Source organism: Streptomyces pseudovenezuelae (genome assembly GCF_001513955.1).
In the GTDB taxonomy this organism is placed as follows: domain Bacteria; phylum Actinomycetota; class Actinomycetes; order Streptomycetales; family Streptomycetaceae; genus Streptomyces; species Streptomyces pseudovenezuelae.
In genome coordinates this window covers 369,593-395,671 of the sequence record NZ_KQ948154.1, presented here as the reverse complement: position 1 = coordinate 395,671, position 26,079 = coordinate 369,593, and the positions used below count along the sequence as shown (strand labels likewise).

The window sequence follows — 26,079 nt, the reverse complement described above, 5'->3', positions numbered from 1 at the left end:
ACCGCGCGAGCACGGCGTCCACCTCCGGCGTCAGCGCGGCGGCGAGGCGGGCGGCGGCCGGCCGGGTCTCGTCCCGGAGGGCGCGGACCGCCGCGAGGATCACGCCGTTGCGCCCGTCGTCGGGCACTCCGGCCGCGGCCCGTTCGTGGAGCCGGGCGCCCTCCTCCAGGACCATCTCGGTGTCCATGCCGGCCGGGATCTTGATCTGGGCGTGGTGCCGCCAGGTGCTGACGGGGTCGCTCCAGGCCTCGACGGTGTAGGTCCACAGGCCTGGCGGTCCGGCGGTGACGGTGGCGCCCCAGCGGTCGGTGCCGGGGGCCAGCTCGCGCAGGGGTGTCCAGGGTCCGGCGCGGCCTTCCGGATCCTTCAGTACGACATTGGCGGCGACCGCGTCATGACCCTCACGGAACACGGTGGCCGAGATCTCGAACGTCTCACCGGTGACCGCCTTGGCGGGCCGGCGTCCGCACTGGACGACCGGGCGGACGTCGAGGACGGGTATGCGCCCGATGGCCGGAGCCGGGACCGCTGGGGTGGAGGGTCGCTCCTGGGGCGGTGGGCCGGGATCGACGGGGCGCTGGGTGGATGCGTCGGTGCTGGACGTCAGGGGTGCTGACGGTTGGTGCGTGGCGGGCATGACCGCTCCTGTCCGCGTCAACTTCGGGTGGGCGGATGGATGTGGGGAGGTGGTCCTGCGGGGCGTACCGGTGAACCTACCTGAGCCGTGTACCGGAGGAGCCTTCCCACCCTCTCCGGGTGGGCAATCCGGCACTTTGCTAACTACTCATGCGTATGTCTTTACACAAAACCGGCCCCGTTCTGGCCGAACGGGGCCGCTTTGCGGACACTTCCCCTAGGAACCGGGCACCTGGAGAAGCCTGTCCGGCGAACCGGCCCCGCGGCCGGACACCTTCCCGGAGGCCGCAGATTTCACCAGCGCTTTGCCGACCTGTGCCGGAGTGGCCCTCGGATGGTCGGCCAGGTACAGCGCGGCGGCGCCGGCCGCGTGCGGGGACGCCATCGAGGTGCCCGAGTAGGTCGCCCTGGCGGTGTCACCGGCGATGCCCGCCGAGGTGATCGAGACCCCTGGCGCGAAGAGGTCGAGGGCGGGGCCGTGGTTGGAGAAGCCCGCCCGCCTGTCCTTCGGGTCGGTCGCGCCGACCGTGATCGCCTGGCGCACGTCGGCGGGCGAATAGAGCCCGGCCGACGCCCCGTCGTTGCCCGCGGCGACCGTGTAGGTCACCCCGGACGCGATGGAGCCGCGTACGGCGGCGTCCAGCTGGGCGCTGTGGTAGCCGCCCAGGCTGAGATTGGCGACCGCCGGCTTCCGCGCGTGCTTCGTCACCCAGTCGATCCCGGCGATGACCTGGGCGGTCGTGCCGGATCCGGTGTTGTCGAGAACTCGTACGGCGACCACCTCGGCCTTTTTGGCGACGCCGTACCCGGTGCCGACGGCGGTGGCCGCCACATGGGTGCCGTGGCCGTTTCCGTCGCCCGCCGAGCCGTCGCCCCCGACGAAGTCCCAGCCGTAGGACGCCCGGCCCCCGAAGTCCTTGTGGGAGATCCGGATGCCGGTGTCGATCACGTAGACCGTCGCCCCGGCGCCCGCGGACCGTGGCCAGGTGTAGGACCTGTCCAGTGACGGCTTCGGCTGGTCGAGGCGGTCCAGGCCCCAGGACGGCGGGTTGTTCTGGGTGCCCTGCAGACTCACCCGGGTGTCCTGGACGACCGAGGCGACCCGTGGGTCCGCCGCGAGCCTCCGGGCCTGTCTCTCGTCGGCCCGGACGGCGTAGCCGTTGAGGACCGTGTCGTAGGTATGGCTGATTCTCGCCCCGTACTTCTCGGCGAGACCCTTTCCGGTCGCCGAGGGCGCCTCCGTTCCCCCCTTGAGCGTCACCAGGTAACTCCCGCTGACGGAACCGGGCTCTCCGGCGCCGGGTATCCGCCCCTCCGGTGCGGCGTGCGCGGGCAGGGTGATGGCCGAAAGTGCGGCTGCGCAGCTCGCCGCGGTCAGGCCCCCCACCCAGCGCAGACGCCGTTCTCGCGTCCGTGCCATGACTTGAGTTCCCCTCCTCAGCTCGGCGTACGCGGCCGCGGTCCGCCGGATGCGCCCGGCGTCGGCCGCTACGCCATGGGGAAGCCTCTCGTGCGGTGTGAAGTACCACAAGGACGCCTGTGGGGGTGTAATCGGCCATATCCGCTATCGGGTGACGCGCGGAGGTTGCGGTGATTTCCGGACTGTTCGATGCGGAACGGCTTGGGGGCGACACGGCCTTCTGCCGTGAACTGCGCCGTGGTGACGAGACCCCCCGCACGGATACGGTCGAGGCTGAAGACGGGACGCACACCGCCGTGTGTCCCACTCCGCTCGCGCGCCGAGGTGGAATGTGAAGGCGATCCGTCGATTCACCGTCCGACCCGTACTCCCCGATGCCCTGCGGCCCCTGAGTGATCTGGCGCGCAATCTGCGCTGGTCCTGGCACGCGGAGACCCGTGATCTCTTCCAGTCCGTCGACCCGGAGCACTGGGCCGCGTCGGGCGGTGATCCCGTACGGCTGCTCGGCAGCGTGCGACCCGCCCGGCTGGCCGAACTCGCCGAGGACCGCCACTTCCTGCGGCGGCTCACCGCGGTGGCCGACGATCTCCACGACTACGTCACCGGGGAGCGCTGGTACCAGGCCCATCCCGGTGAACTCCCGGCCGCCGTCGCCTACTTCTCACCCGAGTTCGGCGTCACCGCCGCCCTGCCGCAGTACTCCGGCGGACTGGGGATCCTGGCCGGCGACCATCTGAAGGCGGCCAGTGACCTGGGCGTACCGCTGATCGGTGTGGGCCTGCTGTACCGCCACGGCTACTTCCGCCAGTCCCTGTCCCGGGACGGCTGGCAGCAGGAGCACTATCCGGTCCTGGACCCCAACGAGCTGCCGGTGGCGCTGCTGAGGGAGGCCGACGGCACCCCGGCACAGGTGTCGCTGGCCCTGCCCGGCGGCAAGCAGCTGCACGCCCGGATCTGGCTCGCCCAGGTCGGCCGGGTGCCCCTGCTGATGCTGGACTCCGACGTCGAGGAGAACGACCTCGGCGAACGCGGGGTGACCGACCGGCTCTACGGCGGCGGCAGCGAACACCGGCTGCTCCAGGAGATGCTGCTGGGCATAGGGGGTGTCCGGGCCGTACGGACGTACTGCCGGCTGACCGGCCACGCCGACCCCGAGGTCTTCCACACCAACGAGGGGCACGCCGGGTTCCTCGGCCTGGAGCGGATCGCGGAACTCTGCGACCAGGGGCTCGACTTCGACGCCGGTCTGGAGGCGGTCCGGGCTGGGACCGTGTTCACCACGCACACCCCCGTCCCGGCCGGCATCGACCGCTTCGACCGGGAACTGGTCGCCCGGCACTTCGGCGCCGAGGCCGAGCTTCCGCGCATGGACGTGGGCCGCATCCTCGCCCTCGGCATGGAGACCTACCCGGGCGGCGAACCCAACCTCTTCAACATGGCCGTGATGGGCCTGCGCCTGGCCCAGCGGGCCAACGGGGTCTCGCTGCTGCACGGGCAGGTCAGCCGGGAGATGTTCTCCGGACTGTGGCCGGGATTCGACCCGGAGGAGGTGCCGATCACCTCCGTGACCAACGGGGTGCACGCCCCGACCTGGGTCGCGCCCGAGGTGTTCCGGCTCGGCGCCCGGCAGATCGGCGCCCAGCGCACCGAGGACGCGCTGACCGTCGGCGGCTCGGACCGCTGGGACGCCGTGGGGGACATCCCCGACCAGGACATCTGGGAACTGCGCCGTTCGCTGCGGGAGCAGCTGGTGACGGAGGTGCGTGAGCGGCTGCGGGCGTCCTGGCGTCAACGCGGCGCCGGGACCGCCGAGTTGGGCTGGATCGACGGCGTGCTTGACCCCGATGTGCTGACGATCGGATTCGCGCGCCGCGTCCCGTCGTACAAGCGGCTCACTCTCATGCTGCGGGACCGCGACCGTCTGATGGACTTGCTGCTGCACCCCGAGCACCCGATCCAGATCGTGGTGGCGGGCAAGGCGCACCCGGCGGACGACGGCGGGAAGCGGCTGGTCCAGGAGCTGGTCCGGTTCGCCGACGACCCGCGGGTCCGCCACCGGATCGTGTTCCTGCCCGACTACGGCATGGCGATGGCGCAGAAGCTCTACCCGGGCTGCGACATCTGGCTCAACAACCCGCTGCGGCCGCTGGAGGCCTGCGGGACGAGCGGGATGAAGGCGGCGCTGAACGGCTGCCTGAACCTCTCCGTCCTCGACGGCTGGTGGGACGAGTGGTTCCAGCCCGACTTCGGCTGGTCGATCCCGACGGCCGACGGCGTGGGGACCGATCCCGACCGGCGCGACGACATAGAGGCCGACGCCCTCTACGAACTGCTCGAACAGCGGGTGACCCCCCGCTTCTACGAGCGCGGCCAGGGCGGCCTGCCCGATCGCTGGATCGAGATGGTCCGCCAGACGCTCACCCTGCTGGGCCCGAAGGTCCTGGCGGGCCGCATGGTCCGCGAGTACGTCGAGCGGCTCTACGCCCCCGCGGCGCACGCCCACCGCGCGATGGTCCCGGACGCGGCGCGCGAACTGGCGGAGTGGAAGGCCAGGCTGCGGGCGCAGTGGCACGACGTGACGGTCGACCACGTGGAGACCACGGTCGCGACGACCACGGCCGAACTCGGCACCACCCTCGGACTCCGGGTCCGCGTCGGCCTCGGCACGCTCGGCCCCGACGACGTGGAGGTCCAGGCGGTCTCCGGCCGGGTGGACGAGGAGGACCGCATCGCGGACGCGTCGACGGTCCCGCTGAAGCCGGTGGGCGGCCCGGACACGGAGGGCCGGTGGGTCTACGAAGGCCCCCTGTCCCTGGACCGCACGGGCCCCTTCGGTTACACGGTCCGCATCCTGCCCGCGCATCGGCTGCTGGCGTCGGGCGCGGAGCTGGGGATGGTGGCGGTGCCCTCGCAGGACGCGGTGGAGGGGGCGGGCTTGCTGATGCGCTGAGCGGAGGGGGGCGCGGGCCGGGCCGCCTGCCTCAGCCCGCGTCCTCTCCGCCGCACAGTCTGCGCAGTACGGCCCCGCACCGCCGGGCGTAGGCGTGCTGGAGTCCGCGGGTCGCCGGGCCGCCCGCCCGGGAGTACCACTTCGCGGCCCTGCTGAACGCCGACACCGTCAGCCACACCGTGCCGTCGCCCGTGCGGTCGACGACGAAGGACTCCTCGCCGCATTCGGGGTGGCCGCTCAGGGTGCCGTAGGCCCAGCCCGCGCGGCGGTGTTCCTCGACCGTCCACACCACCCGGCAGGGGGCCTTGATGACGCCGGCGAGGGTGACCGTCACGTCCACGTCGGGGGCCGCGCGGTCCGCGGTGGTGTCCATGCCCACACCGAGGGCGCGGTGCATCTCCCAGGTCAGGACCGCCTCGGAGGCCTTCTCGAAGACGTCGTGGCCCTCGCCTATGCGGGTGCGGACATGCAGGGGGTGGAAGCCGGGCGGGCAGAAGCCGCTCCGCCGGGTCGCGCCGACGTCGTCGTACGTGAAGGACATGGGACCCAAGAGTAGGGCGGCACCCGGACCTGCCTTCGGTCCGGGTGCCGCCCGTCGGGCCTCTCGGGGTACTAGCTCACGTTGACCGCGGACCAGGCCGCCGCCACCGCCTTGTACTCGGTGCTGGTGGAGCCGTACAGGGCGGACGCCGCGGAGAGCGTGCCGGTGCGCGCCGACTTGTAGTTGGTCGTCGACGTGAAGTACGTCGTCAGCGCCTTGTACCAGATCTGCAGCGCCTTGGCGCGGCCGATGCCGGTGACTGTGGAGCCGTTGGACGTGGGCGAGTTGTAGGACACGCCGTTGATCGTCTTCGCGCCGCTGCCCTCGGACAGCAGGTAGAAGAAGTGGTTCGCGACGCCGGACGAGTAGTGCACGTCCTTGTTGCCGACGGTGGAGGACCAGGAGTCCGCCGAGCCGCCGTCCTTGCTGGGCTTGTCCATGTAGCGCAGCGGGGTGCCGTCGCCGTTGATGTCGATCTCCTCGCCGATGAGGTAGTCACCGACGTCGTTGGAGTTGTTGGCGTAGAACTCGACACCCGTGCCGAAGATGTCCGAGGTCGCCTCGTTGAGGCCGCCGGACTCGCCCGAGTAGTTCAGGCCCGCCGTGTTCGAGGTGACGCCGTGGCTCATCTCGTGGCCGGCCACGTCCAGCGAGGTGAGCGGGTTGACGTTGCCCTCGCCGTCGCCGTACGTCATGCAGAAGCAGCTGTCGTCCCAGAACGCGTTGACGTACGCGTTGCCGTAGTGGACGCGGCTGTAGGCGCCGACACCGTTGTTCTTGATGCCGCTGCGGCCGAAGGTGGACTTGTAGAAGTCCCAGGTCTCCTGGGCGCCGTAGGTGGCGTCCACGGCCGCGGTCTGGTCGGTGGTGGAGCTGGAGGCCGCGCCGGTGCCCCACACGTTGTCGGCGTCCGTGAACAGGGTGCCCGCGGAGGAGCTGGTCCCGTGGGACTTGTTGTACGTCTTGTGGCTGCCGCGGGTGGCGTCGGTGAGGTTGTACGTCGAGCCGGACAGCGTGGTCTCCAGGCTGACCGTGCCCGAGTACAGGCTCTTGCCGGTGCCGGTGGCGTTCTCGATGCCCTGGTACTCGTAGAGCTTCTTGCCGGTGGCGGCGTCGGTGATGACGTGCAGCTGGTTCGGGGTGCCGTCGTCCTGGAAGCCGCCGACGATCGTCTCGTAGGCGAGGACGGGAGTGCCCGAGCCGGCCCAGACGACCTTGCGCGCGCCGTCGGCCGCGGTCTTGTCCGAGCCCGCGGCCTTGGCCGCGCTCAGCGCCTGCGTCTCGGCCTTGGCGGCCGTGACCTTCGGCGTCAGGGAGGCGACCTTGATGGTGGCCTTGGTCGCTCTGGAGACGCCCTCGGTCGCGCCGGACTTCGACTCGTGGACGACCAGGTCGCCGCCGAGGACGGGCAGACCTTCGTAGGTGCGCTCGTAGCGGGTGTGGACCGTGCCGTCGGCGTCCTTCACGACGTCCTTGACGACCAGCTTCTCCTTGGCGCCGAGGCCTATCTTCTGGGCCGTGGTCGACGCGTCGGCCTGCTGCTCCTTGATGAGGGAGGTGCGGGCGGCCGTGGTCAGCTGGACCGGGGCGCCCGCGAGGGTGGCCTTTGCGGTGCCTTCGGCCGGGGTCACGGCGGCGGCACTGCCGGTGGTCAGACCGGTGGTGAGCAGGGCCCCGGCCGCGACGGCGGTGGCGATGGCCAGGGTGGTGCGCTTGTGACGCGCGTAGAGGGGGGTCACACAAGCTCCTTCGTGGGGGAGCCCGGAGGGCGTGGGGTTGCCTTCCGGGGTGGTTGTGAAGTTGTGCGGCGGTTGTGAGGAAGCGTGGCATCAAGGCGCGTACATGTCATGACCCCCAAGTGATGTTGGCTGAAAGTCGACGGCTGGATGAACATTGCAGGCATGTAAAACGAGTTGACCTGGGTAAAGCGCCAACAGGTCGTCGGTCATGGGACGGCAAAAAGAGGGCGCCGCCCCGGGGAGTTGAACCACCGGGGCGGCGCCCTGTCCGTGCGGGAGCGACCTACGGGAAGGTCAGCTTCCAGCTGTTGATGTAGCCGGTGTCCTGGGCCGCGTTGTCCTGGACCCGCAACTGCCAGGTCCCGTTGGCGACCTCGGACGAGGCGTTCACGGTGTACGTGGTGTTGAGGTTGTCGGTGCTGCCACCGGTGCCGTACGCCTTCAGCGTGTACGCCGTGCCGTCGGGGGCGATCAGCTGCACCCGGAGGTCACCGATGTAGGTGTGCACGATGTCGACCGAGACCGCGAGGTTCGAGGGCGCGTTGCCGGTACGCCCTGTCACGGTGATCGGCGAGTTGACCGCCGCCCCGTTGTCCGGAATCGATACGTCGGTGGTGGACTCGAACGAGGTGCCGCCACCGCCACCGCCGGGACGCGAGCCGACCGCCACGCCCGCCCAGGCGTTCGCCACGGCCGTGTACTCGGCGCTCGTCGTGCCGTACAACTCACCGGCCGCCGCGAGGGTGCCGGTGCGGGCGGCCGCGTAGTTCGTCGTCGAGGTGAACTTCGTGGTCAGCGCGCGGAACCAGATCTTCTCCGCCTTGTCCCGGCCGATGCCGGTGACCGGAAGGCCGTCCGACGTCGAGGAGTTGTAGGTGACACCGTTGATGGTCTTGGTGCCGCTGCCCTCCGACAGGAGGTAGAAGAAGTGGTTCGCCGGGCCGGACGAGTAGTGGACGTCCACCGATCCGATCCCGGAGTACCAACTGTCCTTGGACGCGCCGTCCTTGCTCGGCTTGTCCATGTAACGCAGCGGCGTGCCGTCGCCGTTGATGTTGATCTCCTCGCCGATGAGGTAGTCACCGACGTCGTTGGAGTTGTTCGCGTAGAACTCGACGGCCGTGCCGAAGATGTCGGAGGTCGCCTCGTTCAGACCGCCGGACTCGCCCGAGTAGTTGAGTCCCGCGGTGTTGGACGTGACGCCGTGGGTCATCTCGTGACCGGCCACGTCGATCGACGTCAGCGGGTGGGTGTTGCCCGAGCCGTCGCCGTACGTCATGCAGAAGCAGCTGTCGTCCCAGAACGCGTTGACGTACGCGTTGCCGTAGTGCACCCGGGAGTACGCCCCGACCCCGTCACCGCGGATACCCGAACGCCCCTGCACGTTCTTGTAGTAGTCCCAGGTGAGCGCGGCACCGTAGTGGGCGTCCGCGCCGGCCGTCTCGGTGTTGGAGGCGCTGCCGTTGCCCCAGACGTCGTCGGGCCCCGAGAAGAGGGTGCCGGTGCCGGAGGTGCCGCGGTTGAGGTTGTACGTCTTGTGGCCGCCGCGCGCCGAGTCGGTCAGGTTGTACGTCGACCCGGACTGCGTGGTGCCGAGGGTGACCGTGCCGCTGTACATGGTGTTGCCGGTGCCGGTCTCGATGCCCTGGTACTCGTAGAGCTTCGCGCCGGTCGCCGCGTCCGTGACGACGTGCAGCTCGTTCGGTGTGCCGTCCTCCTGGAGGCCGCCGACGACCGTCTCGTACGCCAGGGTCGGCGTGCCGTTGCCGGCCCAGATCACCTTGCGCGGGGCGCGGTCGGTGGCGGCCTTGTCGGCGCCGGCGGCCTGCGCGGCCTTCAGCGCCTGCGCGGACGCCTTGGCCGCGGTCACCTTCGGCGTCACGGAGGCGACCTTGATGGTCTTGTTCGTCGCCTTGACGACGCCCTCGGTCGCACCGGCCTTCGTGGTCTCCACCACGAGGTCGCCGCCGAGGACGGGCAGGCCGTCGTAGGTGCGCTCGTAGCGGGTGTGCAGCGTGCCGTTGCCGTCCTTGACGACGTCACGGACGACCAGCTTCTCCTTGGCGCCGAGGCCGAGGTCCTTGGCGGTGTCCGCCTTGGTGGCGTTCGCCTCGCGGATCAGCGCGGCGCGCTGGGCGGGGGTGAGCTTGAGGGACTCGGCGCCCGGGAGCACCTTGCCCGCGGCCGACGGCGCCTTCGCCGGGGCTGCGGTGGCGGCGCCCGACTGGACGGCCGCGGCGATCAGGGCGGAGACACCGACCAGGGCCACGGCGGCGGCCTTGCGGTGCAGGGTGTGGGGGGCGCGTCTGTGGGAGGAACTGTCTCTCAACACTGACTCCTTCTGCGCGGCCGCGGATCGCGCGGCCAGGGGAGACCGGACGGTGGGTCGACCGTCCGGGCGGTACGCGGAACGAGGTGCAGGCGGCCGAGGATCGGATCACAGCGAGAGATCTGTGAGGTTGCTGTGAGGCGGCCGTGGGAAGAGTGGCACCGGAAAGCCCGTACTGTCAGGAGCGCGTCAGAAACTTGGCCGGAAACAGTTCGTTGTCCGGTAGTTCATGTTCGATATACGGTCCTGTGCGGTCAGTTGCCGCCCGGACCCCCGTGCCACGACCCCCACAGCGCCGCGTACGCCCCGTCCGCCGCCACCAGCTCCTCGTGCGTGCCCAGCTCGGTCAGCAGGCCGTTCTCCATCACCGCCACCCGGTCCGCGTCGTGCGCGGTGTGCAGCCGGTGCGCGATCGCGATGACCGTGCGCCCTTCGAGCACGGCGGCCAGGGCGCGCTCGGTGTGCCGCGCGGTCGTGGGATCGAGGAGCGCGGTCGCCTCGTCGAGGATCAGGGTGTGCGGATCCGCCAGCACCACCCGGGCCAGCGCGAGTTGCTGCGCCTGTGAGCCGTCCGTGCGGCAACCGTCCTCGCCGAGCCCGGTGTCGAGCCCCTCGGGCAGCTCCCGCACCCACCCGTCCGCTCCCACGGCGGCCAGTGCGGCCCACAACTCCTCGTCCCCGGCGCCCGGTTCGGCGATGAGGAGGTTGTCGCGGACCGTGCCCAGGAAGACATGGTGCTCCTGGGTGACCAGGACGACCTGGCGGCGCAGCTGCTCGGGGTCCAGGCCCACGACCGGGACCCCGCCCACGGTCACCGATCCGCAGGTCGGTGCGTCGACGCCCGCGAGCAGCCTGCTCAGGGTGGTCTTCCCGGCGCCGGACGGGCCGACCACCGCGAGCCGTTCGCCGGGGCGCACGGTCAGGTCGACGCCGTGCAGGACCTCGATCCCGCGGCCGTAGGAGTAGCGCACGTCGGTGACGTCGATACGGTCGCCGTCCGGTGTGGGCGAGTCCCCGGAATCGGCTCGCGGTGCCCCGGCGAGGCCCTCCACCCGCGCGAACGAGGCGCCGCTCGACTGGAGTTGCTCGACCCGTACGAGAATCTGGTCGAGCGGGTTGACCAGCTGCTGCAGATACAGGGCGGCCGCCACCACCGCGCCCAGGCTCAGCACGCCGCGCGCGTGCAGCATCCCGCCGATCAGGAGCACGCCCGCCACGGGCAGGATGTACGCCACCTCCACCACGGGGAAGAACACGCTGCGCAGGTAGAGGGTGTGGAGCCGGGTGCGGCGAGCCGTGTCGAGGGCCTCCCGGCTCGCCCTGACCCGGCGCTCCTCAAGCCGCAGCGCCTCGACGGTGCGGGCGCCGGACGCGGTGGCCGCCAGGATCTCGGCGACGTCGGAGGTGGCCGCGCCCTCGGCCAGATAGCCGTCCCGCGCCCTGCGCAGATACCAGCGCAGGACGAACCAGATGGGCAGCAGTCCGAACACGCCGACCGCGCCGAGCAGCGGGTCCAGGACGAACACCGCGGCGAGCAGGAACAGGAACTGCACGCAGTTGATGAGCAGTTCGGGGCCCGCGTCGCGGAGCGTGGTGCCGACGGTGGCGACATCGGCGGTACCGCGGGCCGTGAGGTCGCCGGTGCCCGCGCGTTCCACGACGGAGGCGGGCAGGGCCAGCGCGCGCTCCACGAACTCCTCGCGGACGCGCGCCAGGGTGCGTTCGCCGAAGCGGTGGCCGACATAGCGGGCCCAGCGGGCGAGGAGGAGCTGGGTGCTCGCGCACACCACGAGGACGGCCGCGAGCCGGTCCACCGCGGAGACGCCCTCGCCGGCGCGCACGTCGTCGATGATCCGGCCCAGCAGCCAGGGGCCGGCGAGGCCGGTCAGGGCGGCGGCCGCGTTCAGGGCGAGGACGGCGGTGAAGGCGCGGCCGTCCTCGCGGATCAGCCGTACGGCGGCCCGCCGGACGGTGACCTGGTCGGCGACGGGGAGGTGGCCCTTGCTCACTTCATGACCTCCGCGTCTCTTGCGACCAGGGCGCGGTATCCGGGTTCTGTGGTGAGGAGTTGCTGGTGGGTGCCGGATGCCGCGAGTTTGCCGTCGACCAGGTAGAGGACCGTGTCGGCATGGTCCAGGACGAGGGGGGAGGTGGTGGTGACGGCGGTGGTACGGCCGTCCCGGGCCTCGCGCAGCCGTTCGGTCACCAGGGCTTCCGTGTGCGCGTCCAGGGCGGAGGTGGGTTCCACGGCGAGGAGGATCTCCGGGTCGGCGAGGAGGGCCCTGACCAGACGGATGCGTTGGCGCTGGCCGCCGGAGAGGTTGCGGGCCTGGGCGTCCATTGCCGAGTCCAGGCCGTCGGGGAGCCCTTGGACGATGTCGTCTGCCACAGCTGCGTGTATCGCGGCTGCGGCTGAGTGGGGGCTGGTCGCGCAGTTCCCCGCGCCCCTGAAGGGCGCGATCACCTCACGCAGAGTTCCCGCGAACAGGTCTGCCTCGTGGTCCGCCAGCAGGATGTGCTGTCTGATCCGGGGCAACCTGATCTCGTCCAGCGGTACTCCGCCCCAAGTCGCCCGGGACGGGGTGTAGCGGGCCACGCGGTCCAGGACCGCCGCCGAGTCCGCCGGGTGCGCCGAGGCCAGGGCGGTCAGACGGCCCGGGAGGATGCTCACGCCCGACTCCGGGTCGTGCAGGGTCGACGGTTCCGCCGGAGCGTCCCGCGTGCCCGTGTCCTCCAGTGGCTCCAGGCGCAGGAACCGCACGACCCTCCTCGCCGCCACCACGCCCCGGCTCAGCTGGTACCCGCACTCCACCCAGAACGCCACCGGCCCCACCAGGACCGCGACATAGCCGTACACCGCCACCAACTCGCCCACGGTGATGTCCCCCTCGGCGGCCAGGCGGGCCGCGAGCCAGGTGACGACGGCGAGGAACAGGGTGGGCAGGCCGACGCCGAGGGCCTGCACCCAGCTGGTGACCGCGCCCACCCGGTAGCCCTGGGACCGCAGGCGCTGGGAGTCGCGGTGGAAGGCGTCGGCGATCAGGGACTTGCCGCCGAGGCCGTTGAGGACGCGCAGCCCGCCCGCGAGGTCGGCGATACGGGAGGTGAGGACGCCCTGGCGGTTGCGGTACTCCGTCTCGGTGCCCTGCAGTCGGGACAGGAACGGCCCCACCAGGACGACGATCGCCGGGATGCCGAGGAGGACCACGGCCGCGAGGACCGGGGAGACCGAGACCAGCAGGGCGGCGACCGTCAGATAGGCGACGCAGGCACCGACACCCGGGCCGACGACGGTCAGGGACTGGGCGATCGTCTGCACGTCGCCCACACCGATCGTGACGACCTCCCCGGCCCCGGTCCGGCGCGAGAGCGCGGCGCCGAGACGGACCGCCTGCGCGACGACCACCTTGACCGTGCGGAAGTTGGCGTCCATCCGCACCCGGGTCATCGTGCGGTGCCGCATGATGCTCAGCCAGGCGTTGAACGACCCGACCGCGAACAGCGCGAAGCTCCAGCCGGCCAGCGCCGCCCAGTCGCCCGGCTCAAGGCCTTCGTCGATCGCCTTCGCCATCAGGTACGGCGTCGCCGCCAGCAGCACCATCCAGGAACTGCCCAGCAGCGCCCCGGCCACGGACCTTCCCGGCTGACAGCGCACCAGCCACCACAGATACCGCCAGCCGCCCCGGACGTCGGGCGTGCCGGGATCCTCGTACGCGTCGATCACACATCCCCCTGGTCGCCCCTGCGGCGGCTCACGCCAGACTGTCCCGCCACGCCCGGTGCAGATCGGCGAACCGGCCGGTGCCCGCGACGAGTTCGGCCGGTGTGCCGTCCTCGACGATCCTGCCGTGCTCCATGACCAGGACCCGGTCGGCGATCTCCACGGTCGACAGCCGGTGCGCGATCACCACGGCCGTACGGCCCCTCAGGACCGTCGCCATCGCGCGCTGCACGGCCCGCTCGCCCGGTACGTCGAGCGAGCTGGTCGCCTCGTCCAGGATCAGCACCGCCGGATCGGCGAGCAACGCCCGTGCGAACGCGACGAGTTGGCGCTGACCCGCCGAGATGCGGCCGCCCCGCTTGCGGACGTCCGTGTCGTACCCGTCGGGCAGCGCGCTGATGAAGTCGTGCGCCCCGATCGCCTTCGCGGCCCGCTCGATCTCCTCGCGGCCGGCGTCCGGGCGGCCGATCGCGATGTTCTCGGCGACCGTGCCGGAGAACAGGAACGCCTCCTGCGTCACCATGACCACCCCGCGCCGCAGTTCGGGCATCGCCAGCTCGCGCAGGTCGACGCCGTCGAGCAGGATCCGCCCCCCGGAGGGGTCGTAGAAGCGGGCGAGCAGCTTGGCCAGGGTCGACTTCCCGGCGCCGGTCGAGCCGACCACGGCGACCGTCTGACCCGCGGGCAGGGTGAGGTCGAAACGGGGGAGCACCTCGCCGCCGGTGCGGTAGCCGAACGAGACACCCTCGAAGACGACCTCACGGCCAGGACGGTCCGAGGACCCGAGCGCCGGGAGCTGCCGCGGAACCGACGGCTCCGGCACGGTCGGGGTCTGGGCGAGCAGGCCCGCGATCTTCTCCAGGGAGGCGGCCGCCGACTGGTAGGAGTTCAGGAACATCCCGAGCCGGTCGATCGGGTCGTACAGCCGCCGCAGATACAGCACCGCCGCGGCCAGCACACCCAGCTCCAGCGAGTCCTGCGCCACCCGGTAGGCACCCCACAGCACGATCCCTGCGACCGCCGCGTTGGCCACCAGCCGGGAGCCGACGACATAGCGGGCCATCTCCAGCAGCGCGTCGCCGTTGACCCGCTCGTGCCGCTTGTTCAGGACGGCGAAGTCGGCGTCGTTGGCGGCCTCGCGGCGGAACGCGCGCACCGGCCGGATGCCGTTCATCGTCTCCACGAACTTCACGATCACGGCCGCGATCGCGGTCGACCGCTTCTGGTACACCCGGCCCGCGCGCTGCCGGTAGACCCGCACGAGCAGGTAGAGCGGCACGAAGGACGCCACCGCGACCGCGCCCAGGCCGAGGTCCAGCCAGAGCAGCAGGGCGGAGATGTAGAGGAAGGACAGGATGACGGTGACGAGTTCCTGAAGACCCTCGCTGAGCAGTTCGCGCAGCGACTCCACGTCCGTCGTCGAACGGGAGATCAGCCGGCCCGAGGTGTAGCGCTCGTGGAAGTCGATGCTCAGCGCCTGCGCGTGCCGGAAGATCCGGCCGCGCAGGTCGAGCAGCACGTCCTGGTTGACGCGCGCGGAGGCCAGGATGAACGCGTACTGGAGCCCGCCGGAGGCCAGCGCGCACAGCAGATAGCCGGCGCCCACCGCGATCAGCGGGCCGTTGTCGTGGTCCCGGAACGCGGGCACGGCCCGGTCGATCGCGTACGCCACCAGCAGCGGACCCGCCTGCACGGCCGCCTGCTGGAGCAGCAGCAGAAGGGTCGTCACGGTCACCCGCGCCCTCATGGGCGCGAGCAGTGAGCGCAGCAGGAGGGCGGTGGCGCCCGGGGGAGTGGGCAGGCGGTCGTGGTCGAAGGCGTCGTCGGTGTCCTTCGGCCCGGGCCGGCCGGGCTCCTGGTCCGCGGTGGGCGCGGACGTCGTGGGGGCCGTCATCGGGTGTCCTCCCCTTCTCCGGAATCCCCGGACCCGGACATCAGATGGGCGTACTCGGCGTTGGTGCGCAGGAGTTCGTGATGGGTGCCCACGGCCGTGATGCGGCCGCCCGACAGCAGGGCGACCCGGTCGGCGAGCTGCACGGTGGAGGGGCGGTGGGCGACGATCAGGGCGGTGGTGTCGGCCAGGACGTCCCGCAGGGCCGCCTCCACCGCCGCCTCGGTGTGGACGTCCAGGGCGGACAGCGGGTCGTCCAGGACGAGGAAGCGCGGGGTGCCGACGACGGCCCGCGCGAGGGCGAGGCGTTGGCGCTGGCCGCCGGAGAGGCTGAGGCCCTGCTCGCCGACCTGGGTGTCGGTGCCCTGGGGCAGCGCGTGCACGAAGTCGGCCTGGGCCACGGACAGGGCACGGTCCAGTTCTCGCTCGTCGGCGCCCATCAGGACGTTGTCGCCGACGCTGACGGAGAAGAGGGTGGGGTCCTCGAAGGCGACGGCCACTCTGGAGCGCAGCTCCTGTCTGGGCATGGCGGTGATGTCCTCGCCGTCCAGGGTGATGCGGCCGGAGGTGAGCTCGTGGAGGCGGGGCACGAGCGCGGTGAGGGTGGTCTTGCCGCTGCCCGTCGCGCCGACCAGGGCCATGGACTCGCCGGGGCGGATGTGGAGGTCGATCAGGTCGAGGACGGGCGGCGAGTCCTCGGGGGCGTCCGGGTAGCGGAAACGGACGTCGTGGAACCGGAGGCCGTCCGCCGGCCGGTGCGGGCCTGCCGCGCGACTTGAGCAGGTCTCCTGTTCCGGTACTTCGTCCATCGCCTCGAAATAGCGCTCCGTCGCCGTGGCCGCCTCCTGGCTCATCGCCAGCAGGAAGCCGATCGAGTCGACCGGCCACCGCAGTGCCAGCGCGGTGGAGAGGAACGCCACCAAGGTCCCCGCCGACAGCTCCCCGTCCGCCACCTGCACGCAGCCCAGCACCAGCGCCGCCCCGATCGCCACCTCGGGCAGCGTCACGATGACGCCCCAGATCGTGGCCAGGAGGCCCGCCTTGCGCAGTTCCGTGCCGCGCAGGGTGCCGGACAGCTCCCGGAACGCCCGCGCCTGCGACCGGTGCCGCCCGAACCCCTTGATGATGCGGATGCCGAGCACGCTCTCCTCGACGACCGTCGTGAGGTCGCCGACCTGGTCCTGGGCGAGGCGGGCCACACCGGCGTACCGCTTCTCGAAGATCACGCAGGTGACGACGACGGGGATGGCGGGGCCGAGGATCACCAGGCCGAGAGCCCAGTCCTGGAGCAGCATGATGATCACGCCGACGAGGATCGTCACGCTGTTGACCAGCAGGAAGGTCAGCGGGAAGGCGAGGAACATGCGCAGCAGCATGAGGTCCGTGGTGGCCCGGGACAGCAACTGGCCCGAGGCCCAGCGGTCGTGGAAGGCCACCGGGAGCCGCTGGAGGTGCCGGTACAGGCCCGCCCGCATCTCGGCCTCGACATGGGAGAGCGGCCGGGCGACCAGCCACCGCCGCAGCCCGAACAGCAGTGCCTCCGCGAACCCGAGCAGCAGCAGGTACAGCGCCCCGAGCCATACGCCCGCCGTGTCCCCGTCGGCGACCGGGCCGTCCACCATCCACTTCAGGACGAGCGGGATCACCAGCCCGGTACAGGAGGCGAGGACCGCCACGAACGCGGCCGTGAACAGCCGCGCGCGGGCCGGCCGGACATACGGCCACAGCCGCAGCAGGGTCTTCACGGCCGATCGGTCCTTGGTGGTTGCACGTGTCGTGGACATCAGCTGCGAGCCTACGGATCGGCACTGACAACGCCCACCGAGTTTTGGCCGGACCCGAATCGGCCGCTGGACCTACGACCTGCGTGTTCGAGGGGCCGTACAGGGTGAGCCGTGGGGTCGTACCGCCGTATCCACCGATCGGTTGATGCCGGGTCGAGCGCGACGGGCGATGCGGCGGCGGGGCCCGGACCGGGACGCTGAGGCCATGTCCGTCATCGAAGTCAGCGAACTGCGCAAGTCCTACGGCGGCCGGGCCGTCGTCGACGGTGTCTCCTTCGCCGTCGAGGAGGGCGAGATCTTCGGAATCCTCGGCCCGAACGGCGCCGGCAAGACGACCACCGTCGAGTGCGTCGAGGGTCTGCGGGTCCCGGACGCGGGCCGGGTCCGGGTCACCGGCCTCGACCCCGTCGCCGACCACGCGCGCGTGGCCCGGGTCCTGGGCGCCCAGCTCCAGGAGAGCGAACTCCAGGCCAAGCTCACCGTCCGCGAGGCCCTGGAGCTCTACTCGACGTTCTACGAACGGCCCCTCGACTGGCGGCCGCTCGCCGAGCGCCTCGGCCTCGCCCAGAGGCTCACCACCCGGTTCGGCAAGCTCTCCGGTGGCCAGAAACAGCGCCTGTTCATCGCGCTCGCCCTCGTCGGCAACCCCCGCGTGGTCGTCCTGGACGAGCTCACCACCGGGCTCGACCCGCGCGCCCGCCGCGACACCTGGGAGCTCATCGAGGACGTCCGCGCGAACGGCGTCACCGTCCTGCTCGTCACCCACTTCATGGAGGAGGCGCAGCGGCTCTGCGACCGGATCGCCGTGATCGACAAGGGCCGGGTCGCCGCCCTGGACACCCCGGCCGGGCTGATCCAGCGCACGGCCGGCGCCACCGTCATCAGCTTCACGCCGTCCGCCCCGCTCGACGCGCACGAGCTGAACGCGCTGCCGGCCCTCGCCTCGATCGACGACCGGGACGGCCGCCTCACCCTCTCCGGCACCGACGAGACCGTGAACGCCGTGATCACCCTGCTCGCCCGCCGGCGCGTCACCGCCCACCAGCTCCGTGTGGTCGACGCCACCCTCGACGACGCGTTCCTCGACCTGACCCAGGAGGCCACGGCATGAACACCGCCGTACTGCGGACCGAGGTCCGGCTCTTCCGCCGCGAACCCGGCGCCCTGTTCTGGATCCTGCTGTTCCCGACCCTGCTCCTGGTGATCCTCGGCTCCATCCCGTCCTTCCGGAACCACGACGCCGACCTCGGCGGCCTCAGGACCATCGACGTCTACGTCCCCGTGGCCGTGCTGCTCGGCCTGATCGTCGGCGGCCTCCAGTCCATGCCGCAGACCCTCACCGGCTACCGCGAGCGCGGCATCCTGCGCCGCATGTCCACCACCCCGGTCCGCCCCGCCGCCCTGCTCACCGCGCAGATGACCGTCTACGGCGGCGCCGCCCTGGCCTCCGCGCTGCTCGCCCTCCTCGTCGGCCGGTTCGCCTTCGCCGTACGGCTGCCCGAGCAGCTCCCGGGATACCTGCTGGCCCTGGTCCTGGCCGTGTTGGCCGCCCTCGCGCTGGGCGCGGTGGTCTCCGCGCTGTCCCGGACCACGAAGATCGCCGGCGCGATCGGGTCCGCCGTGTTCTTCCCGGCGATGTTCTGCGCGGGCGTGTGGGCGCCGGTGCAGACCATGCCGGACGTGCTCGCCCGGATCGTCGGGTACACCCCGTTCGGCGCGGCCGCGGAGGCACTGAACCGGGCCGCGGCCGGCGACTGGCCGGGCTGGAACCACCTGGGCGTGCTCGTCGCCTGGACGGTGCTGCTCACGGCCGCCGCGTCGCGCTGGTTCCGCTGGGAGTAGGGGAACAGGCCGTGCAGACTGAGGACATGACCGTGGCGGACACACAGATCGAGCGGCGCCTGGAACAGCTGCACCTCTGGGGGCCGTACGCGCTGCTCGGCGTCAGCGCCGTCCTCACGTTCGTCTCCGCGGACCTGATGGACGGCCCCGCCGAGTGGTACACCGCCGGGTCCCTGGTCGCCGCCGCGGTCGTCCTCCAGACGTGGTGGCACGGCACCCGGTACCGCCGCGCCGACCGCGGCCGCAGCCCCTCCCGGGCCGGGACGGCGTACTACGCCGTCCGCTGGGCGATCGCCTTCGTCCTCACCTGGATCAACCCGTTCTTCGCGTTCTACGCCGCCACCGGCTACATGGACGCCGACGAGCTGATCCCCGGCATGTGGCGGCGGCTCGGACTGTTCGCGAGCGCGGTCATCGTGGCGGGCGCGCAGGTCGGCGGGCTGCCGGTGACCAGCACCGCCCAGTGGCTCGGGTTCGCCGGGCTCCTGTTCGTCAACTTCGGCCTCCAGGCGTTCGTCGCCCACATCACCGAGCAGGAGGAACAGCGCTCCCGGGAGCGCGCCTCGACCATCGAGGCCCTCCAGCAGGCGCTCGACGAGAACGCCGCCCTTCACGCCCAACTCCTCGTCCAGGCACGGGAGGCGGGCGTCGCCGACGAGCGCCGGCGGCTCGCCGCAGAGATCCACGACACCATCGCGCAGGGCCTGACCGGGATCATCGCCCAGCTCCAGGTCGTCGCGAACACGCCCGACGAGGGCCAGGCCCGCGAGCACGTCCACCGGGCCATGGACCTCGCCCGCCACAGCCTGGGCGAGGCCCGCCGCTCGGTGCACAACCTCGCCCCGGTCGCCCTGGACGGGGCCGGACTTCCCGAAGCGCTGAAGCAGACGGTCGCCGAATGGGGCGAACGCACCGGGGTGCGCGCCGAGTTCACGCTCACCGGCACCGCCGAGCAGCTCCACGACGAGGTCTCCGCGACCTTGCTCAGGATCGCCCAGGAGGCCCTGTCCAACGCCGCCCGGCACGCGCACGCCACCCGCCTCGGCGTCACCCTGAGCTTCCTGACCGACGAGGTGATCCTCGACATCCGCGACGACGGACGCGGCTTCGACCCGCTCGCCCTCCCTGCCCGCACCCGCGCCGGCGGCTTCGGCCTCGACGGCATGCGGGCCCGCGCCGAACGCATCGCGGGCTCCCTCACCGTGGAGACCGAACCGGGCCGCGGCACCGCGCTGTCGGCTCGCGTACCGTTGGTCCGCCATGACCAGTGACATCTCGGTGCTGATCGTCGACGACCATCCCGTCGTACGGGACGGGCTGCGCGGCATGTTCGAGTCCGCGCCCGGCTTCACCGTCCTCGGCGAGGCGTCCAACGGCGTCGAGGCCGTCGAGCGGGCCGCCGCGCTCGACCCCGACGTGATCCTGATGGACCTGCGGATGCCGGGCGGGGGCGGGGTGGACGCCATCCGTGAGCTGACCCGCGTCGAGGCCCGCGCCAAGGTCCTCGTCCTGACGACGTACGACACCGACTCCGACACGCTGCCCGCCATCGAGGCGGGGGCCACCGGCTACCTCCTCAAGGACGCCCCGCGCGACGAGCTGTGCACGGCGGTCAGGGCGGCCGCCGAGGGCCGGACCGTCCTGTCCCCGGCGGTGGCGTCCCGCCTGGTCTCCGCCGTCCGCTCGCCCAGGGCGCCGGCGAACGAGCCCCTCTCCGCCCGCGAGCGCGAGGTCCTCGCCCTGGTCGCCCAAGGCACGTCCAACCGCGAGATCGCCCGCGAGCTGTTCATCAGCGAGGCGACCGTGAAGACCCATCTCACCCATCTGTACGCCAAGTTGGGCGTCAACGACCGCGCGGCGGCGGTCGCGACGGCGTACCGGCGGGGGATCCTCGGCTAGTCCCTGCTGGTCCCGGCTGGTCCCGGTTACTTCGGGTAGGGCAGCAGGGTCGCGTCGACCTTCTCCCACGCGGACCTCAGCTCGGCCAGCAACTCCGGCCGGTCCGGGGCCAGATCGGCCTGCTCGCGCAGGTCGGCGCCGAGGTCGTAGAGGTGGTCCTTGCCCGCGGAGTCCTGGTAGTACTTCCAGTTCCCGCGCCGCAGGGCCCGGTTGGCCCGCACCCGCCAGAACAGGTCCCGCTCCGGGAGGTTCTCGCCCCGCAGCAGGTACCCGGCCAGGCTCGTCCCGTCCAGCGGGTACGCCGGGTCCGGGCGGGCCCCCGCGACCTCCAGGAAGGTCGCCGTCCAGTCGGGGGAGAAGTTCGGCTCGTGGCTGACCTGGCCGCCGTCGAGGCGGTGCGGCCAGCGCACGATCGTCGGCACCCGGATGCCGCCCTCCTGGAGGACGAACTTCTCGCCGCTGAGCGGCCACAGGTACGACCAGCGCTCGCCGCCGTTGTCGCTGGCGAAGTACACCAGCGTGTGCTCCTCCTGCCCCGAGCGGCGCAGCGCGGTGAGCACCTCGCCGACGGCCGCGTCGAGACTCTCCACCATCTGCGTGTACTTGGCGACCGAGCCGCCGTCGTAGTGGTTGAGCGCGGCCGACACCTCCGCCTGGCTCTTCGCGGCGCGGATCTTCGCGGCGATCTCCGCGCCGGTCTCCTCGTCGCCCTCCGCGAGCCAGGGCCAGTGCGGGGTCGTGAAGTTGAGGTTCAGCAGCCAGGGCGCGGTGTGGTCGCGGCTCACGTACTCCACGGCCCGCTCGGTGAGGACCTCCGTGTAGTAGCGCAGGTCCTGGTGGGTGGCGTCGCCCTCGTAGAGGTCGTGCTCGCCGAGCTGGCCGAGCTTGGAGAAGTACTCCAGCACTCCGCCCCGGTTGCCGAAGAACTCGTCCCAGCCGGACTTGGTGGGGCTGTAGTCGGGAAGCCAGCCGCAGTGCCACTTGCCGATGAGGGCGGTCGAGTAGCCCGCCTTCTTCAGCAGGGAGGCGAGGGTGGGGTGGTTCGGGTCGAGGCCCTGCGTCCGGTTCGCGATCGGCTCGGCGAGCCCGCCCGGGGTACGCCCCGGATACCGGCCGGTGTAGAGGCTGAACCGGGTCGGCGAGCAGGTCGAGGACCCCGAGTACGCGTCGGTGAACCGCACGCCCTGCCGGGCCAGCCGGTCCAGGTTCGGGGTCCTGATGTGCGGGGCGCCGTACGACGACAGGTCGGCCCAGCCGAGGTCGTCGCCGAGGATGACCAGGAGGTTGGGGCGTCTGCCGGAGGAGCCCCCGGTCCGGGCCCGGAAGGGACGTTCGGCGGGAGCTTGAGCGGCCTCGGCGGTGGTCGTCGTACCGGCGACGGCGGTCACGGCACCGCCGCCGACGAGACCACCGAAGGCACGGCGGGAGATCTCGGGCATGCGAGCGAGTCTGGTCAGCGGATCGATGCCATGGCCAGCGATCACATGCGCTGTTCACGGACCTGCAACAACCCCTCAGCCGGCCACCCGCAGCAGCAGCACCGCGCGCGCCGGAACCGTGATCGACGCCCCCGCCCGGTGCACCACCCGCGGCGCCTCCCCCTGCTCCTCCCTCGACGTGTCGACGACCACCTCGTACCGCTCCGCCCACGGCGGCCCCGGCAGCAGGAAGGCCGCCGGCCGGTCCCCGGCGTGCAGGACCGCGAGGAAGCTGTCGTCGACGATCGGCGCGCCGCGCTCGTCCCGGCCGGGGATGTCCCGCCCCGACAGATACATGCCGAGCGAGGAGGCCGGCGCGTACCAGTCCCGTTCGGTCATCTCCGTGCCGCGGGCCGTGAACCAGGCCAGGTCCCGCAGCCCGTCCGCCGAGTGCGCCCGCCCCGAGAAGAACGCCCGGCGCCTGAGCACCGGGTGTCGGTGACGCAGGTCGATCAGCCGGGCGGTGAGGTCGAACAGGGCCTTCCAGCCGGGGTCCTCCAGCAGCCCCCAGTCCACCCAGCTGATCTCGTTGTCCTGGCAGTAGGCGTTGTTGTTGCCGCGCTGGGTGCGGCCCAGTTCGTCGCCCGCGACCAGCATCGGCACCCCCGTCGACAGCAGCAGCGTGGTGAGCAGGTTCCGCAACTGCCGCCGCCTGAGCGCCCGGACGCGCTCGTCGTCCGTCTCCCCCTCCGCCCCGCAGTTCCACGCCCGGTTGTCGTCCGTGCCGTCCCGGTTGCCCTCGCCGTTGGCCTCGTTGTGCTTCCGCTCGTACGACACCAGGTCGCGCAGGGTGAAACCGTCGTGCGCGGTGATGAAGTTGACCGAGGCGTACGGGCGCCGTCCGCCCCACGCGTACAGGTCGCTGGAGCCGGAGAGGCGGTAGCCGAGGTCCCGCACGTCCGGGAGCGCACCCCGCCAGAAGTCGCGGACGGCGTTGCGATAGCGGTCGTTCCACTCCGTCCACAGGGGTGGGAAGGCGCCCACCTGGTAGCCCCCGGAGCCCACGTCCCACGGCTCGGCGATCAGCTTCACCCGCCGGAGCACCGGGTCCTGGGCGATGACCGCGAGAAACGGGGACAGCATGTCGACGTCGTGCATGGAACGGGCCAGCGCGGCGGCCAGGTCGAAGCGGAAGCCGTCCACGCCCATCTCGGTCACCCAGTAGCGCAGGGAGTCGGTGATGAGCCGCAGGACGTGCGGCTGGACCACGTGCAGGGTGTTGCCGCAGCCGGTGTAGTCCGCGTACCGGCGAGCGTCCGACTGGAGGCGGTAGTAGCCCCGGTTGTCGATGCCCTTCAGCGACAGCGTCGGGCCCAGCTCGCCCGCCTCCGCCGTGTGGTTGTAGACCACGTCGAGGATGACCTCGATCCCGGCGGCGTGCAGCGCGCGCACCATGCGCTTGAACTCGCCGACCTGCTGGCCCGTCGTACCGGAGGCGGCGTAGGCCGCGTGCGGCGCGAAGTAGCCGATGGAGTTGTAGCCCCAGTAGTTCTTGAGACCGCGCCGCAGCAGATGGTCCTCGTGCGCGAACTGGTGCACGGGCAGCAGCTCCACGGCCGTGACACCCAGTTTCACGAGGTGCTCGATCGCGGCGGGGTGCGCCAGCCCGGCGTACGTCCCGCGCAGCTCCTCGGGGATGCCGGGGTGCAGCGCGGTGAACCCCCGCACATGGACCTCGTAGATCACCGAGTCCGCCCACGGTGTCTTCGGCCTGCGGTCCTCCGCCCAGTCGTCGTCGTCATGGACGACCACGCCCTTGGGGACGTGCGGCGCCGAGTCGCGGTCGTCCCGTACGGTGTCCGCGACCTGCTGCTGGGGCCAGTCGCGGACATGGCCGTACACCTCGGGCGGCAGGCTGAAGTCGCCGTCGACCGCGCGGGCGTACGGGTCCAGGAGCAGCTTCGCCGGGTTCCAGCGGCCGCCGGTCCACGGGTCCCAGCGGCCGTGCACCCGGAAGCCGTAGCGCTGGCCGGGCATGACGCCGGGCACGAAGCCGTGCCAGATCTCGTGCGTGAGCTCGGTGAGCCGGGCCCGGGTCTCCCTGCCGCCCGCGTCGAACAGACACAGCTCGACCGCTTCGGCACCGCCCGCCCACAGGGCGAAGTTGGTCCCCGCCACCCCGTCCGGGCCGACCCGGAACCGGGCACCCAGCGGCGTCGGCGCACCGGGCCACACCGGCACGGCCGGTACCGCCCGCCGCTCGCCGTTCACCAGCGCGGCGGGGCGCTCCTCGGCGGCTTCCGTCACCGCCTCCTGCTCGGCTGCGCTGGACACCGGTCGGCCTCCCACGGCTCGTGGAACGAGGTGGAAAAGAGCGCACGGCGTCCCGGCTGCGGCACCCTCTCACGTCGTTCTCCCCACTGTTCTGCCCAGCGCTTGCCTCGCATTCACGTCTCCTTGTGTGATGCGCGGTACGGGGAGGGTGGTGGGTCCGCCGCACCTCGATACCGCCCCGCGCCCCCGCGGGGGCGCGTCCCCGCGGCCGCAGGGCCCAAAGGTCACGTTTCTCCCGGGCGGGCAGCGTCGTTGGGTGGGCGTGAGGCATCGACATGGGCGCGCTCGGCGCGTGGGGGCCGCATTGGCCGCCGTAGTGACATGGGCAGGACTGCTGGCCGGAGCCGCCGGCTGCACGGCGGACGGAGGTGGCGGGATCGGGGGCGTCGGCGGGTTCGGGAAGCCTCCCGCGCCCGAGGACGTCATCCGGATCGCCCCCGACGACGGCACCAAGGGCGTGCCGCCCGAGGACAGACTCCGGGTCCGGGTGCCCGGCGGGCGCCTGGAGTCGGTCACCGTCGTCAAGTCCCAGGACGCGCAGGATTTCCCGGTGCCCGGACACATCTCCGACGACGGCCTGCGCTGGGAACCCGACGAGGCACAGCTGGCGCTGGCCGCCAAGTACACGGTCGACGCGGTCGCGCTCGACGCCCACGGCCGCCGCTCGGCCCGGCACACCACCTTCACCACCTACGTCCCCGAGAAACGCTTCATCGGGTACGTCAGCCCCGAGAACCGTTCCACCGTCGGCACCGGAATGATCGTCTCCCTGGAGTTCAACCGGGAGATCGACAACCGCGCCGCCGTCGAACGCGCCGTGCACGTCACCGCGCAGCCGCCCGTCGAGATCCGCCCGCACTGGTTCGGCAAGGGCCGCCTCGACTTCCGCCCCGAGCACTACTGGACGCCGGGCACGCGCGTGACGGTCGCGCTCCGGCTCCGCGACGTGGAGGGCGCGTCCGGCGTCTACGGCCTGCAGTACCGGACCTTCTCCTTCACCGTCGGCCGCAGCCAGGTCTCCCTCGTCGACGCGGCCGCGCACACCATGCAGGTCAGACGGGACGGCGCGCTGCTCGCCACCGTGCCGATCACCGCCGGCGCCCCGAAGACGACCACCTACAACGGCAAGATGGTCGTCACCGAGATGCTCGAAGTGACCCGTATGAACAGCCGCACGGTCGGCTTCGGCGGCGAGTACGACATCCCGGACGTCCCGCACGCCCTGCGGCTGACCGACTCCGGCACCTTCCTGCACGGCAACTACTGGTCGCCCACCGCCCCCGGCAGGGTCAATGTCAGCCACGGCTGTGTGGGCCTCAGGGACGTGAAGGGCGGCAGCTCGGACACGCCCGCGGGCTGGTTCTTCGACCGCAGCCTCGTCGGGGACGTCGTCGAGGTCGTCCACAGCAATGACAAAAAGGTCGCTCCCGACAATGGACTCGGGGGATGGAATATGGGCTGGAAGGAGTGGAAGGCGGGCAGCGCGGTGAAGTAACCCGACAGAGGGGCGGCTTGGCCCAGCTTTCCGCCGAAGTTGGGACGGAATGGTGACCTTGGACTTACACGATGCTCAAA

General features: G+C 71.6%; 17 protein-coding genes. 6 read left to right on the top strand and 11 right to left on the bottom strand.

The window, feature by feature from the left end:
* Together AQI94_RS40330 and AQI94_RS40325 are read right to left on the bottom strand one after the other, a co-directional pair.
* Positions 1-637: maltotransferase domain-containing protein (locus AQI94_RS40330; RefSeq protein WP_159050652.1), on the bottom strand; the 637-nt coding region annotated here is incomplete at its 3' end.
* Positions 638-853: 216 nt separating this feature from the next.
* Positions 854-2,056, bottom strand: coding sequence for a S8 family peptidase (locus AQI94_RS40325; RefSeq protein WP_031059122.1), 1,203 nt, complete (start codon positions 2,054-2,056; stop codon positions 854-856).
* A 331-nt stretch (positions 2,057-2,387) separates the two neighbouring features.
* Here AQI94_RS40325 and AQI94_RS40320 point away from each other — a divergent pair, with 331 nt between their 5' ends.
* Positions 2,388-5,006 (top strand): glycosyltransferase family 1 protein, encoded by a 2,619-nt coding sequence (locus tag AQI94_RS40320; protein WP_031059120.1) that lies wholly within the window; start codon positions 2,388-2,390, stop codon positions 5,004-5,006.
* A gap of 31 nt (positions 5,007-5,037) precedes the next feature.
* Here the strand turns inward: AQI94_RS40320 and AQI94_RS40315 are convergent, their stop codons facing one another.
* From AQI94_RS40315 to AQI94_RS40285, 7 genes are all read right to left on the bottom strand, one after another.
* Positions 5,038-5,547: a DUF1990 domain-containing protein gene (locus AQI94_RS40315; protein WP_031059119.1), complete on the bottom strand. Its 510-nt coding sequence runs from the start codon at positions 5,545-5,547 to the stop codon at positions 5,038-5,040.
* Positions 5,548-5,618: 71 nt separating this feature from the next.
* Positions 5,619-7,286 carry a M4 family metallopeptidase gene (locus AQI94_RS40310; protein ID WP_031059116.1) on the bottom strand — a complete coding sequence of 556 codons (1,668 nt, stop codon included), beginning with the start codon at positions 7,284-7,286 and terminating at the stop codon, positions 5,619-5,621.
* 283 nt (positions 7,287-7,569) lie between these two features.
* On the bottom strand, positions 7,570-9,615 hold the full coding sequence (locus tag AQI94_RS40305) for a M4 family metallopeptidase (RefSeq protein ID WP_031059114.1): 2,046 nt from the start codon (positions 9,613-9,615) through the stop codon (positions 7,570-7,572).
* Between the two features lie 254 nt (positions 9,616-9,869).
* Positions 9,870-11,624, bottom strand: a complete 1,755-nt coding sequence (locus tag AQI94_RS40300) for an ABC transporter ATP-binding protein (RefSeq protein WP_031059111.1) — start codon at positions 11,622-11,624, stop codon at positions 9,870-9,872.
* Positions 11,621-13,339, bottom strand: coding sequence for an ABC transporter transmembrane domain-containing protein (locus AQI94_RS40295; protein WP_062230299.1), 1,719 nt, complete (start codon positions 13,337-13,339; stop codon positions 11,621-11,623). The genes AQI94_RS40300 and AQI94_RS40295 overlap by 4 nt, the downstream gene beginning before the upstream one ends.
* Positions 13,340-13,367: 28 nt before the next feature.
* Positions 13,368-15,230 (bottom strand): ABC transporter ATP-binding protein, encoded by a 1,863-nt coding sequence (locus AQI94_RS40290; protein ID WP_031059104.1) that lies wholly within the window; start codon positions 15,228-15,230, stop codon positions 13,368-13,370.
* Positions 15,227-17,011 carry an ABC transporter ATP-binding protein gene (locus AQI94_RS40285; RefSeq protein WP_031059100.1) on the bottom strand — a complete coding sequence of 595 codons (1,785 nt, stop codon included), beginning with the start codon at positions 17,009-17,011 and terminating at the stop codon, positions 15,227-15,229. Before AQI94_RS40285 ends, AQI94_RS40290 begins: the two co-directional genes overlap by 4 nt.
* Before the next feature lie 205 nt (positions 17,012-17,216).
* Between AQI94_RS40285 and AQI94_RS40280 the strand changes: the two genes are divergently transcribed.
* Genes AQI94_RS40280 through AQI94_RS40265 form a run of 4 tightly spaced genes read left to right on the top strand, consistent with a single transcriptional unit; the run spans position 17,217 to position 20,752 of the window.
* Positions 17,217-18,122, top strand: a complete 906-nt coding sequence (locus tag AQI94_RS40280) for an ABC transporter ATP-binding protein (protein WP_031059098.1) — start codon at positions 17,217-17,219, stop codon at positions 18,120-18,122.
* Entirely contained in the window at positions 18,119-18,853 is a 735-nt protein-coding gene (locus AQI94_RS40275) for an ABC transporter permease (RefSeq protein WP_031059095.1), read from the top strand. Before AQI94_RS40280 ends, AQI94_RS40275 begins: the two co-directional genes overlap by 4 nt.
* 26 nt (positions 18,854-18,879) lie before the next feature.
* Complete coding sequence (locus tag AQI94_RS40270; RefSeq protein WP_031059093.1) at positions 18,880-20,124, top strand: sensor histidine kinase; 1,245 nt, start codon at positions 18,880-18,882, stop codon at positions 20,122-20,124.
* A complete protein-coding gene (locus AQI94_RS40265; protein WP_031059090.1) occupies positions 20,114-20,752 on the top strand; it encodes a response regulator in 639 nt (212 codons plus the stop codon). Before AQI94_RS40270 ends, AQI94_RS40265 begins: the two co-directional genes overlap by 11 nt.
* A gap of 26 nt (positions 20,753-20,778) precedes the next feature.
* On the opposite strand, the gene AQI94_RS40260 is transcribed toward AQI94_RS40265, so the two are convergent.
* Positions 20,779-22,191, bottom strand: coding sequence for a sulfatase family protein (locus AQI94_RS40260; protein WP_031059089.1), 1,413 nt, complete (start codon positions 22,189-22,191; stop codon positions 20,779-20,781).
* 75 nt (positions 22,192-22,266) lie between these two features.
* Positions 22,267-24,504 (bottom strand): glycogen debranching protein GlgX, encoded by a 2,238-nt coding sequence (gene glgX / locus AQI94_RS40255; RefSeq protein WP_031059087.1) that lies wholly within the window; start codon positions 24,502-24,504, stop codon positions 22,267-22,269.
* A 262-nt stretch (positions 24,505-24,766) separates the two neighbouring features.
* On the opposite strand from glgX, the gene AQI94_RS40250 reads away from it, so the two are divergent.
* The gene (locus AQI94_RS40250) at positions 24,767-25,999 is read left to right on the top strand and encodes a L,D-transpeptidase (protein ID WP_031059084.1); all 1,233 of its coding nucleotides are present in this window, start codon (positions 24,767-24,769) and stop codon (positions 25,997-25,999) included.
* Positions 26,000-26,079: the final 80 nt, after the last annotated feature.

Coding starts and splice junctions, on each gene's coding strand:
- AQI94_RS40325 (WP_031059122.1), bottom strand. CDS start 2,056: ATGGCACGGACGCGAGAACGGCGTCTGCGCTGGGTGGGGGGCCTGACC.
- AQI94_RS40315 (WP_031059119.1), bottom strand. CDS start 5,547: ATGTCCTTCACGTACGACGACGTCGGCGCGACCCGGCGGAGCGGCTTC.
- AQI94_RS40290 (WP_031059104.1), bottom strand. CDS start 15,230: ATGACGGCCCCCACGACGTCCGCGCCCACCGCGGACCAGGAGCCCGGC.
- AQI94_RS40285 (WP_031059100.1), bottom strand. CDS start 17,011: ATGTCCACGACACGTGCAACCACCAAGGACCGATCGGCCGTGAAGACC.
- AQI94_RS40280 (WP_031059098.1), top strand. CDS start 17,217: ATGTCCGTCATCGAAGTCAGCGAACTGCGCAAGTCCTACGGCGGCCGG.
- AQI94_RS40275 (WP_031059095.1), top strand. CDS start 18,119: ATGAACACCGCCGTACTGCGGACCGAGGTCCGGCTCTTCCGCCGCGAA.
- AQI94_RS40270 (WP_031059093.1), top strand. CDS start 18,880: ATGACCGTGGCGGACACACAGATCGAGCGGCGCCTGGAACAGCTGCAC.
- AQI94_RS40265 (WP_031059090.1), top strand. CDS start 20,114: ATGACCAGTGACATCTCGGTGCTGATCGTCGACGACCATCCCGTCGTA.
- AQI94_RS40260 (WP_031059089.1), bottom strand. CDS start 22,191: ATGCCCGAGATCTCCCGCCGTGCCTTCGGTGGTCTCGTCGGCGGCGGT.